The organism is Chitinophaga pollutisoli, assembly GCF_038396755.1.
Lineage (GTDB): Bacteria > Bacteroidota > Bacteroidia > Chitinophagales > Chitinophagaceae > Chitinophaga > Chitinophaga pollutisoli.
Genome location: NZ_CP149822.1, coordinates 2,939,515 through 2,953,164, shown reverse-complemented (window position 1 = coordinate 2,953,164; position 13,650 = coordinate 2,939,515). Strand labels below are relative to the sequence as shown.

1 protein-coding gene is annotated in these 13,650 nt (G+C 59.2%); it reads left to right on the top strand.

All coding sequences use genetic code 11. From position 1 onward, the window contains the following. Window positions 1–69: 69 nt before the first annotated feature. Window positions 70–13,638, top strand: coding sequence for a gliding motility-associated C-terminal domain-containing protein (locus WJU16_RS12120; RefSeq protein ID WP_341838663.1), 13,569 nt, complete (start codon window positions 70–72; stop codon window positions 13,636–13,638). Window positions 13,639–13,650: the final 12 nt, after the last annotated feature.

Below are 13,650 nucleotides of genomic sequence, written 5' to 3'. Positions count from 1 at the left end.
GGTGTGCAGGTGAACCTCAACGCCTTGCTCGCAGAGCTTGGAACCCTCCGTGTATATGAAGCAGTAGCCATGATTCCCGTGGCCGCGAGCCCCGCGGCCCCGGTTGTTCCCTACGGAACATCGACCAGCCTGAGCGCCACCGTGCGCCCGGCCGGCGCAACCTTTGCCTGGTATACCACGCCCACCGGCGGCTCGCCTGTGAGCACCAGCGCTACTTTCAACACACCCAACCTTACCCGCAGCACCACTTACTATGTAGAAGCGGTTGCCAACGGCATCACCAGCTACACCAGAACCGCAGTGCCCGTAAGGGTTGGCGGCGCCGACGGCCCGCTGTGGACGTATGGCGATACGGAAACGAGCCCCGTACTCAGCGGCGTATGCCTCGGTTGCTCCGTTTCGAACCCTGAACTCGCGGTGGACCAGGATACCACCACCGCGTCTTCCATCAATATTGCCGTCGGCGTATTGTCCAACGCCGGCCAGCTGATCCGCTTCCCCGGCAATTACCACGCGGGAGACAGCATCATTCTCAACCTCGGTATTCCTGCTGGTCAGAATCTTTCGCTGGAGCTGCTCAGCGGCATCCGGATCGAAACGTTCAACGGCAGCACCGCCAATAACGACGCGGCCACCTTCAATACCGCACTCGCCAATGCGCAGGCCCTCGGCATCAACGTAGGCCCCACCGGTAAATTCCGCGTGAGCCTCCCCGTCAACACCGACTTCGACGCGGTACAAATTTCACTGACCCCGTTGATCGGCGGTTTCACCAACCTGCAAGTGTACGAAGCCACCGCCACTATCCCCGTGACGGTGAACCCAGCTACGCAAACCGTTCCTTACAATACTTCCGCCACCATCACCGCGGCCAACCGGCTTTCCACGGCCACTTTCAACTGGTATACCACTCCTACGGGCGGTACCCCGGTATTTACGGGCGCCACTTTCAATACCCCCAACCTCACGGCAAGGGCCCGCTATTATGTGGCTGCCAGCACGCCTGACGGCAAAACGAGCTTTACCCGTACCCTCGCCACCGTGAACCTGGGCGGCGGCGCCGGACCTTTATGGTCTTACGGCTTCGAGGAAGAAAGCCCGAAGCTCGGCGGCATTTGTCTCCTTTGCTCGGTAAACGATCCGCTCAACGCGGTAGACGGCGACCCTGCGACCTTCAGCACCTTGTCGTCGCCCGTGGGTGTTGCCAGCACGGTGGGACAGCTGATCAAATTCCCCGGTATTTATCAGTCGGGCGACAGCATTATACTTGATCTGGAACTGCCCGGCGTATTATACACGAAATCCCTCCTTACCAACATTTCCCTGCAGCCTTACCTGGGTACGGCCGCCGCAGGCGCAGCTTTGAGCCTTGGCACCGACCTCATTCATGTGCAGGCGCTGGGCGTTGGGCTGGGCGGTACACCGAAGTTCCGCGTCAGCGTTCCCGTTTCCAGTTCATTCGACGCGGTGCAGGTGAATCTGAACGCCATTTTAGCCGAATTGGCGACGCTGCGTATTTATGAAGCGGTGGCGATGATCCCGGTATCTGTGACGCCGAACCCTGCGGTGATCCCATATGGTACATCAGCGAGCCTCAGCGCAACGGTTCGTCCTGCCGGCGCCACCTTCAACTGGTATACAGCGCCCACGGGCGGTACCCCGGTTGGCACGGGCGCCACTTTCAATTCACCCAACCTCTCCCGCAGTACCACTTACTATGTGGAAGCAGTGGCCGGCGGCGTAACCAGCTATGTGCGTACTGCCGTGCCGGTAACGGTTGGCGGGGCCGACGGGCCGCTGTGGTCTTACGGCGATACGGAAACCAGTCCTGTCCTGAGTGGCATTTGCCTGGGTTGCACCGTACAAAACCCGGAACTGGCGATCGACGAAGACACGACCACCGCATCTACGATCAATATCCCGTTGGGTGTGCTTTCCAACGCGGGCCAGCTGATCCGCTTCCCGGGCAATTATCATCCGGGCGACAGCATCATCCTCGACCTGGGCATCCCGGCGGGGCAGCTCCTGTCTTTGCAACTGCTCAACAGCATCCGCATCGAATCATTCAGCGGCAGCGCTTCCAACAACGATGCCGCCGCATTTAACACAGCGCTCGCCAATGCGCAGGTGCTGGGTATTCCGGTGGGCGCAACCGGGAAATTCAGGGTGACGCTTCCTGTGGGTGCGGATTTTGACGCGGTGCAGATCTCGCTGGCCCCTGTAGTTGGCGGTCTCAGCAATCTGCAAGTGTACGAAGCCACGGCCATGGTGCCTGTTACGGTAACGCCTCCGGTTCAAACCATACCCCTCAATACATCCGCCACCATTGCCGCGGCAAACCGCCTGGCTCCGGTAACTTTCAACTGGTTTACTTCGCCCACCGGCGGTACATCCGTATTTACGGGGGCTACTTTCAATACGCCGAATCTTTCCCGCCAAACCATTTATTATGTGGAAGCCAGCACGCCCGATGGCAAGAAGAGCTACGTGCGCACCATGGCAACCGTTAACGTGGGTGGCGGCCCCGGTCCGCTCTGGACATATGGCACCACGCAGGACGGCCCCGTGATCGGCGGTGTTTGTGTAGGTTGCAACATTACGGACGCGGCTAACGCAGTGGATGAGGATACCACCACTTCCTCGCTGATCGGTATGCCGCTGGGCGCACTGGGCAGTGTTTCACAGGTCATCCACTTCCCGGGTGTTTACCAATCGGGCGACAGCATCGCGCTGTTCCTGGAACTGCCGGATCAGTTGTTCAGCCTGACCGCTTTGGGCGGATTGACCGCACAAACCTATATCGGCGCCACGCCCAACGGCGACGCCATTGCGTTGAACAGCAACCTCGTAAGGCTGGAGCCCCTGGGCCTCGGTGTGGGCAGCACGGGCAAATTCCGTGTGACCTTCCCGGTGAGTCAGGCTTTCGATGGTGTAAGCATCGGCCTGTCGGCAGCGCTGGCAGGGTTGAATGGCTTGCGTGTGTATGAGGCGGTTGCTTTTATGCCGCTGACCATTACGCCTCCTGCACCGGTGATCGCTTCCGGCGCCACCGCTACCATGACCGCCAGCGTTCGCGCGCCAGGCGCCACTTACGCGTGGTTTGAGGCGATGAAAGGCGGCACGGCCGTTGGAAATGCTGCGGCATTTACGACGCCTGTTCTTACCCGTACCAAAACTTATTTTGCGGAAGCATTCACCCCGTCGGACGGTAAGCGCAGTTTTTCGCGCACTTCGGCCACGGTAACGGCGAATGCGGGCCCTGGTCCCTTGTGGACATATGGCGACGCGCAGCAGAGCCCGCTGGTTGGCGGCGTTTGCCTGGGCTGCAGCGTAGCGAACCCGAGTCTGGCGGTGGACCAGGATACGACGACTGCTTCACAAATCACGATGGCCGTTGGCGCGTTGGGATCGGTGGGACAGCTGGTTAAATTCCCCGGAACCTACCAGGCGGGCGACAGCATCGCGCTGTTCCTGGGTGTACCCAGCCAAACGCTGAGCGCGCAATTGCTTTCCGGCATCCGCGTGGAAACTTATAATGGAAGCACGCCGAATGGCAATCCCATCACGCTCGACGCCGACCTGGTGAATCTCCAGGCGCTGGGGCTGGATGTGACCGGCGCTGTGAGCAAATTCAAAGTAGTAATACCCGCAACGGCCGGATTCGACGGCGTTAGGATTGATCTGAACGGACTGGTAACCGCGTTGGGAAGCCTCAATGTGTATGAAGCAGCCGCGTTTGTACCGGTTACCGTTGTACCTCCTGCCGCCACCGTTCCTTTCGGAAACGATACAACCTTCAATGCATCGATCCGTTTCCCCGGCGCAACGTTCAGCTGGTACGAAACACCGACTGGCGGAGTGCCGGTGGCCACCACGGCTACTTTCAATACGCCGACGCTGCTGAAGGATAAAACTTATTATGTACAGGCGGCAACGCCAGACGGGTTGACGAGCTTTATCCGCACCAGCGTTCCCATTACGGTGACGGTTGGTCCGGGTAGTCCTGATCTGTCTTGCGGCCGGGGCACGGTTTCCACTTCTACCGGTACCCTGGGCCTTTGCCTGTTGTGCGGTGTGGATGATGCAGGGCTTGCGGTGGATGATAATCCTGAAACGGCTTCCTCGCTGCATCTGCCTGTTGGCTTGCTGGGCGGATCTGTTTACCAGCGTATTTCCTTTGCCCAGCCCAGCACGATCGGTGATTCGATCCGTGTGGTGGTGGGTTCGACTACGGGGCTTCTCGATCTTAACCTGCTGGCGGGAACGTCGGTACGTCCGAGAATGGGGACTACGGAGAATGCCGCGGATGTTAGGTTATTGAATAGCGGCCTGTTGAATGTACAATTACTGAACGGCGGTACCCGCAGCGTGGTGTCATTCGTTCCTTCTGCCGCGTACGATAATGTGGAAATCCGCCTGACCGGTGTGGTTTCGGCACTCAATGAAATCAATGTATTCTATGTACAGCAGATAACTGCCCGCCCGGCGATTGCGGCTGATACCGTGAACGTCTGCAGCGGTCAGACTGCCACGCTGAACGCCACTGTGGCGGCGGGTAATTTGGTGCGCTGGTACAGCACGCCAACCGGCGGAACGCCGCTGGCGACGGGCGCATCTTTTGTTACGCCTGCGATAACCGCCAATACGGTATACTATGCCGAAGCGGTATCCGGTACAACCAATTGCCCCAGCGAAACGAGGGTACCGGTAGTGGTGGAAGTGGGGCTGGCAGATGTGACGGTAACGGCTAATTCCGTGACCATCCCGCAAGGCAGCACGGCTACCTTCACGGTAGACAATCCGAATCCTGCGCTTACTTACAGCTGGTACGATGTGCCGGTGGGCGGAACGGCGTTGTTTGCCGGTCCGAGTTTCACTACACCCGCACTGCAATCCACGACCACCTATTATGTGGAAGCCATGAATGCGACGGGTTGCGCGAGCGCCCAACGTGTGGCGGTAGTAGCGAACGTAACGATCACCAACCCGGACGTTCCCTGCGATATTGCCACTACGCAGGTGAGCAATGTAAATGGTATCTGCATCGGATGCTTCGTTGATAACCAGGGCGCAGCGGTGGATGCGAGCACCACTTCAGGGTCTTCGCTGCATGTTGTGGCAGGCCTGTTGGGCGCTTATGCGCAGCAGACGCTCATCTTCCCGTCGTCCAGCGACGCGGGCGACAGCGTACGGTTGCTGATTTCTTTCCCGGCTTCATTGGCTGATGTAGGGTTGCTGGGGGGAACACAGATCGCAACTTATAATGGAACGACTTACAATAATGACCGTACGGCGCTGAACAACAGCCTGATCAGCCTTCGCCTCCTGGCGGGCAACACGCAGGCGATTGTTGCGTTTGCGCCCACAGCGGTGTTCGACCGGGTGGAAGTGCGCCTCAATTCCGGCGTGGCTACACTGATTTCCGCACTGAATGTTCATTACGCGCAGCGGCTTATCGCCGTGCCGGATGTAACGCCGGATACGGTTACGACCTGCGCAGGCGGAACGGCTACTTTCAACGTGGCGCCGAAGCCCAATACGCTCTTCCGCTGGTATACTACTGCCGCAGGCGGTACGCCGGTTGCAACGGGCACATCCTTCACTACCGGACCTGTTTCGGTTGATTCCGTGTTCTATGTGGAAGCGGTAAAAACATCCACGAATTGCGCCAATCCGGTTCGGACGCGAGCGTTCGTGAAGATGGGCGCCGCTCCTGCTGCGCCGACCGTGGAAAGTACGACGGTAACTACCTGCGAGGGTACCACGGCAACGCTGCGCGCTACCGGCCCCGCCGGCGCTACCTTCAACTGGTACACTTCGGCAACGGGTGGCGCTTCGGTATTTACCGGTGCCGCATTCACCACGCCGGTGCTTGATAGTTCGGTGATCTATTATGTGGAAGGCATTTCCGCGGGAGGTTGCGCAAGCGCATCCCGGACGGCGGTACAGGTGAACGTAACCGACCGGCCTGTTACACCGGATGTAACGCCGGCCAGCGCCGCGGTCTGCCTGGGTGGAAGCGCAACGCTCACCGCCACTTCAACTACGCCCGGCGTAGATTTCAGATGGTACAGCGATGCCGGCCTGACAAACCTGGTACACACAGGCGCCGTATTCAATACACCTGCCATTACCGCGAATACGACCTATTATGTTGTAGCCGCCAGCGGCCAATGTGCAAGCACTACTGCGCGCACGGTTAGCGTATTGGTAGAAGCCGCGCCCGCCGCGCCGATCGTGTCCATCAATCCGGCAACGGGCACGGTGGAATACGGTCAGACGGCCACGCTGTCGATCACGACTCCGCAAGCCGGCGCTACCTACAACTGGTACCTGCAGGCTAACGGCGGAAGCCCTGTTCATACGGGTAATTCCTTCACCACGCCGCAACTCACCAATACCATTACCTATTATGCCGAAACCATATCCGCTGGCGGTTGCGCCAGCGCCACACGGACGGCCGTAACGGTAAATGTGAACCGCGACTTCAACCCGGGCTGCGACTTCGCCAACCAGGCTACTTCCAGCATTAATGGCGTTTGCCTGTTGTGCGCGGTGAACAACCCCGACAACGCGGTGGATAACGATACTACCAACTTCACCAATATCTCGATCCCGGTAGGTGTTGCCGGCGATGTGACTTACAACCTGACATTCCAGTCGCTGGCCGCCGCGGGTGATACCGTGAGACTGCGATTCGCCACACCAAGTGGATTGCTGGATGCCACGGCGCTGGGCCGCATCGAGATTACTTCCTTCAATGGTGCAACATCCAACAACGATACCAGGGCGCTGAGTAGCTCGCTCCTGCGCGTCGAGCTCCTGGGCGGCGCCAACCAACAAGTGGTGCTCTTCAGACCGGGTGCCAGCTACAATCGCATCCAACTGCGGGTTCGCAGCCTGGTGGGTGCGTTGATGAATGTCAACGTTTATTATGCGAACAGATTGTTGGCTCCGCCGACAATCACCGCAAGCGACAGCACCATTTGCGCAGGCGGCACCACGATCCTGACGGCCACGGCGTCTGACAGCGCCACGGTTCGCTGGTACACCCAGGCAACGGGCGGTACTCCGGTATTCACCGGCAAGACGTTCACAACGCCTGCTCTCAGTACTACCACTACTTACTATGCCGAAAGCTATCGTGCTTCCACGAATTGCGCAAACCCCGTACGCACGGCATTTACTGTAAACGTGCTGCCGATCCCTGCATCGCCGGCCATCATCGCTGGAGATACAACGATCTGCGCCGGTAACAATGCGATCCTGATTGCACGTCCTTCCGACCCTGCCCTCACGATCCGTTGGTTTGCAGCCGCAACGGGCGGTACGCCGCTGAGCCTCGACAGCGTGTTCACCACGCCGAACCTCACGGCCAATACGACTTATTATGTTGAAGCATTCAACGGCGAATGCGGATCCGCTACCCGCACGTCGGTAATGGTAACCGTGAGCACGGCTCCGCCGGCTCCGGTTCTGGAAGCTGACAGCCTGGGTATTTGCGCGGGCGCCAATGCGACTTTCCGTATCCCTGCGCCGGTTGCCGGTGTCGTGTATCGTTGGTATACTACGCTGACAGGAGGGACGCCTGAATTTGAAGGCACCACCTTCATCACGCCAGCGTTGAACGGAACAACTATTTATTATGTGGAAGCCATCCGCTCCACCGGTGGTTGCCCGAATGCGGGTGGCAGAGTGACCGCGACGGTGACGGTAGGTGCTACGCCTGCTGCTCCGACCGTAGAGAATGCTACGGTTAATACCTGCGCGGGTACAACGGCAACGCTGAGGGCTACCGGTCCTGCGGGCGCTACCTTCCGGTGGTATACGCAGCAGAGTGGTGGAACGCCCGTGTTCACCGGTGCTGATTTCATCACGGCTGCGCTCGACAGTTCCGTATCCTATTACGTGGAGGCGGTTTCTGCGGGCGGATGCGCCAGCGCAACGAGGACGGCGGTGCAGGTAAATGTAAGCGAACGTCCGGAAGTGCCGGATGTAACGCCGGGCAATGCCACGGTCTGCCTCGGGACTTCTGCCGTACTGACGGCTTCGAGCGCAACGCCGGGTGTTACTTTCCTGTGGTACAGCGATGCCGGCCTGACGAACCTGGTGTTTACCGGTCCCGTATTCACGACGCCTGCGCTCGGTGCGAATGCGACCTATTATGTGGTGGCTTCCAGCGGTCAGTGCGTGAGTGCAACGCCCCGTTCGGTAACGATTACGGTGGAAGCACTGCCTGCGTCTCCCGCTGTAACGATCGTTCCGGCGAGCGGTATCGTGGATTACGGCTTGACGGCGACATTGGGCATCACGGCTCCGAATGCGGCCTATACCTATCGTTGGTATACGACGGCATCCGGCGGAACTGCGGTGCATACCGGTACGTCCTTCACCACGCCGCAACTGGCGAATACGACGACGTATTATGTGGAAGCCGTGTCTGCCGGAGGTTGCGCCAGCGCTAACCGGACGGCCGTAACGGTGAATGTGAACCGTGACTTCAACCCAGGTTGCGACTTCGCGAATGCCGCTACTTCGAGCATCAACGGTATTTGCGTTTTGTGCGCAGTGAATAATCCGGACAACGCGGTAGACAATGATACGACCAACTTCGCCAATATCTCCATTCCTGTAGGTGTGGCGGGCGATGTAACCTATAATCTGAACTTCGGCGGCCTTGCCGCGGCGGGCGATACGGTGAAACTCCGTTTCTCCACGCCTGGCGGACTGCTGGATGCCACGGCGCTGGGCCGCATCGAGATTACATCATTCAATGGTGCCGCGTCCAACAACGATACGAGAACGCTTAACAGCTCGTTGCTGCGTGTTGTATTGCTGGGCGGCGCCAACCAGCAAGCGGTGCTCTTTGCGCCGGGAGCGCCGTACACCAGCGTTCAGATCCGTGTCCGCAGCCTGGTGGGTGCGCTGATGAACGTGAATGTGTACTATGCGAACAGGGTGCTTTCGTCACCGGTTATCACAACCAACAACGTGACCATTTGCGCCGGCACCAGCACTACACTGACGGCAACGGCGTCAGACAGTGCAACGGTGCGTTGGTATACGCAGGCTACAGGTGGTACGCCGGTATTTGTGGGCAAGGTGTTCAATACGCCTGTCCTGAATGCCACTGCCGTTTACTACGCCGAAAGCTACCGCGCGTCTACAGATTGCGCAAACCCGATCCGTACGCAAGCCACGGTGAACGTGCTGCCTGTTCCGCCGGCTCCTGCCATCATCGCGGGCGATACCACGATCTGTATCGGTAACAACGCAGTGCTGAAGGCTCGTCCTGCCAACCCGGCCCATACGATCCGCTGGTTTGCTGCTGCTAACGGTGGCGTGCCGCTGAGCCTCGACAGTGTGTTCACCACGCCGAACCTCACGGTCAATACGACTTATTATGTAGAATCATACAACGGTACCTGCGGTACCGCCACCCGTGCGACGGTAACCGTAACGGTAGCTACATTGCCGCCGGATCCGGTACTTGAACTGGACAGCATTTCGATCTGCTCCGGCACAACCGGTACTCTCCGTGTGCAATCACCGGCAGTGGGTGTGGTGTATCGCTGGTACAACGTGGTGAGCGGCGGCACGCCAATCTTCATGGGCAATACTTTCGTGACGCCTGTACTCTCGAACAATACGATTTATTATGTGGAAGCGGTGCGTTCCGCGGGTGGATGTACTAATGCAGGTGGCCGCGTTGCCGCTACAGTGAACGTGAACCAGCCGCCGGCTGTACCGGTGGTAACTAATGCTACCACCACGGTATGTCTGAACCAGACCGCAACCATCAGCGTACGCAACCCGCAGGCAGGTATCACCTACAGATGGTATACGGCACCGACGGGTGGTGTGCCGGTGTTCACTGGTCCGGTGTTTGTAACACCGGCTATAACCGACACGGTTTCTTACTACGTAGATGCCATCGGTACGGGTGCATGTATCAGCTCAGCCAGGGCGAGAGCATTTGTCAGCTACAATAACCTGCCCTCAGTTCCGGCCGTACAGGCCACCAGTGTTGCCGTGTGTAGCGGCGGCCGCGATACGCTCCGCGTACTGACGCCTGGGGCAGGCATTACTTACAATTGGTACGATCAACCGGGCGGAACGCTCCTGTTCACGGGCGCCAACTTCCCGATCGGGCCGGTAAATGCAGCCGACACCTTCTTTGTGCAGGCTGTTAACGCAACAGGATGCGGCAGCGCCTCCCTCACAAGCGTTACCGTTTCTATTGCCGCCAACCCGGTAACGCCGGTAGTAACCGGCACGACATCGATCTGTCCGGGCGATACGATCCGGCTGTCGATCCAGAATCCGGTTGCAGGGATAACCTACAGGTGGTATAATGCACCTACAGGCGGCAGTGTCCTGGGTACCGGTAGTGCCTTCTCAGCTACAGGGCATACATCCAACGTTACTTTCTATGCAGAAGCGCTCAACGCGGGCGGATGTGTGAGCACCAGCAGAACCGCGGTGCTGGTAACGGTGAACCCGGCGCCGCCGGTTGTCACGGTGGATGCAACTTCCAAATCCATCTGCGTTGGCACCACGGCAACGCTGAATGTGCTGAACCCGCAGGCCAACCTGACCTACAGGTGGTTCGACGCCGCCACCGGCGGAGCCCTTGTGGGAACGGGCGCATCCTTCACCACACCGGTGCTGAACGCAAACAGAAACTATTACGTAGAAGCCGTGAACAGCAGCAATTGCGAAAGCGCGACCCGTACCCAGGTGAGCGTAACAGTAACGCCGCGTCCGGCAACGCCGACGGTTACCAACGCCGAAGTAACGGTGTGCGCGGGTAACCGCCCCACGGCGAGCGTAAGCAGCCCGGTGGCAGGCATTACCTATCGCTGGTACGACGCTCCGATCGGCGGTACCCTCCTGTTCACCGGCAACAGTTATACAACTGCCGCTCCGCTTACGATGCGTGATACCATTTACGTGGAAGCAGCCAATGCAGGCGATTGCGCCAGCAGCATCCGCGCCCAGGTGATCCTCGTCGCCACGGCCGCACCGGCACAACCGGTAGTGATCGGCGGTACCACGGTTTGCGCTGGCGACACGGTGCGCCTCAGCATCCAGACGCCGCAGACCGGCATCACCTACAGCTGGTACAGCACCGCAGCTGGCGGAACACCGCTGGCAACGGGCACCACCTTCACGGTGAACGCTATCAGCGCATCCACTTCCTTCTACGTGGAAGCCAATAACGGCACCTGCGCCACTACTGCCAGGACGGTGGTTGCCATCACGGTGAACCCTGTTCCGGGATCCGTAACGGTAGACGCTACCGCGAAAACCGCATGCGCAGGCAGCACGGCGATGATGAACGTAACGAACCCGCAGGCCAACCTTATTTACAGGTGGTACGACGCTGCAACCGGCGGTAACCTGCTCGGAACCGGAACGTCCTTTACTACTCCGGTGCTGACCGCAAACGCAAACTTCTATGTGGAAGCAGTGAACGCCAGCGATTGCGCCAGCAATAACCGCACGCAGGTGACAGTAACGGTAACGCCGGCTCCGGCAACGCCGACGGTCACCAACAGTGAGGTAACGGTATGCGCAGGCAATCGTCCGACCGCAAGCGTGACACCGCAACCTGGTGTGATCTACCGCTGGTACGATGTACCGACAGGCGGCACCCCGATCTTCACGGGCGCAACCTACACTGCAGCCGCTCCGCTGACCATGCGCGACACTGTTTACGTTGAAGCGATGAACACCGGCAATTGTCCGAGTGGCAGCCGCGCCCAGGTGATCTTCATCGCCACCACGGCGCCGGCACAACCGGTAGTGATCGGCGGTACCACGGTTTGCGCGGGCGACACGGTCCGCCTCAGCATCCAGACGCCGCAAACCGGCATCACTTACAACTGGTACAGCACGCTCACCGGCGGTACGCCGCTGGCTACGGGCATCAGCTACACGTTGAACGCCATCAGCGCATCAACCACACTTTATGTTGAATCCAATAACGGCACCTGCGCCAGCACTACCAGAACGGCGGTTGCCATCACGGTAAACCCTGTTCCGGGAACTGTAACGGTGGACGCCACCGCAATAACGGTTTGCGTAGGCAACATGGCTACAATGAACGTAATAAACCCGCAGGCCAGCCTTACTTACAGGTGGTACGACGCCGCCACCGGCGGATCGCTCCTGGCAACGGGCACTTCTTACACCACCCCGGCCATCACCTCCAATGACATTTTCTATGTGGAAGCGGTGAATGCGGGCAACTGCGCCAGCAGCGTTCGAACAGCAGTGAACGTAACAGTAACAGCAGGACCTGCAGTGCCACTGGTTGTTGAAGGTGAAGTAACCGTATGCCGCGGGCTGAGAGCTACCGGCAGAATCAGGAACGCGCGTACCGATTATCAATACCACTGGTACGACGCACCGAGCGGCGGCACCCGCCTCTTCACCGGATCGAGCTACACTACGCCTGCGGGCCTGACGGCGAGAGATACGGTATACGTTGAAGCTACCCTGCTCGGCGGAAGCTGCGCCAGCAATGGTCGCGCCCAGGTGATCCTCATTCCGGCAGACGCTCCGTCTACCCCGGTACTGGCTAACGGCGGCACGGTGAATATCTGCTCCGGCGCTACCGCTACCTTCACGATCCAGAACCCTGTGGCAAACGTGACCTACAACTGGTACGACGCGGCCTCCGGCGGCACCCTCCTGCAGTCCGGCACCATGCCGAGCTACACTACGGGCGCACTGACCAGCAGTTTGAATGTGTATGTAGAAGCGGTAGTGGGCGGCTCCTGCGCCAGCGCGGGCAGAGCCACGGCAAGAGCGGAAGTAGGCGGCATACCGGTAGTTCCGGTGGTGACGGCGGACGCCAACACAATTTGCCCCGACAGCACGGTAGATATCACGGCTACCTCAACGCAGGCGGGCACTATCTTCAACTGGTACACGTCTGCAACGGGCGGTACGCCGATCTTCACGGGTGCGGTGTTCACCACTCCGGCACTCACGGCGGCCACCACCTACTACGTATCGGCCAGCAATGCAAGCGGTTGCATGAGCGCCGCGCGCACGGCGATAACGATCAATGTGTACGCAGTGCTGCCGGCACCGACGATTTCAATTTCCAACAGAACGGCTACCACGGTAACCTTCAGCTGGAATGCGATCGCAGGGGCCCTGGGTTACAGGGTGTCTACCGACGGCGGTATCACCTTCACGCAGCCGAGTTCGGGCCTAACGGGCACTACGCATACGGTAAGCGGTCTCGAACCAAACCAGAACGTCACCATCCAGGTGATGTCGGTAGGGGCCACCGAATGCCAGAACAGCGCATGGTTCCAGGGCGGTGGCAGCACCGATAACCCGGCCGGTAACCTTGTATTCGTTCCGAACGCCTTCACGCCGAACAACGACGGCACCAACGATATCCTCTATGTGTACGGCACCACGATCCGCCAGATGGAATTCAGGGTGTACAACCAATGGGGTCAGCTGGTGTTCGAGTCGAAAGAACGCGCACGCGGATGGGATGGTACGATGAGCGGCAGGAAGCAGCCGGTAGGCGTATACAACTACGTGCTCCGCGCTACCCTCCAGGACGGTACGGTTGTGAATAAACGTGGAACCATCACTATTATCAGGTAATCATCCTGCACA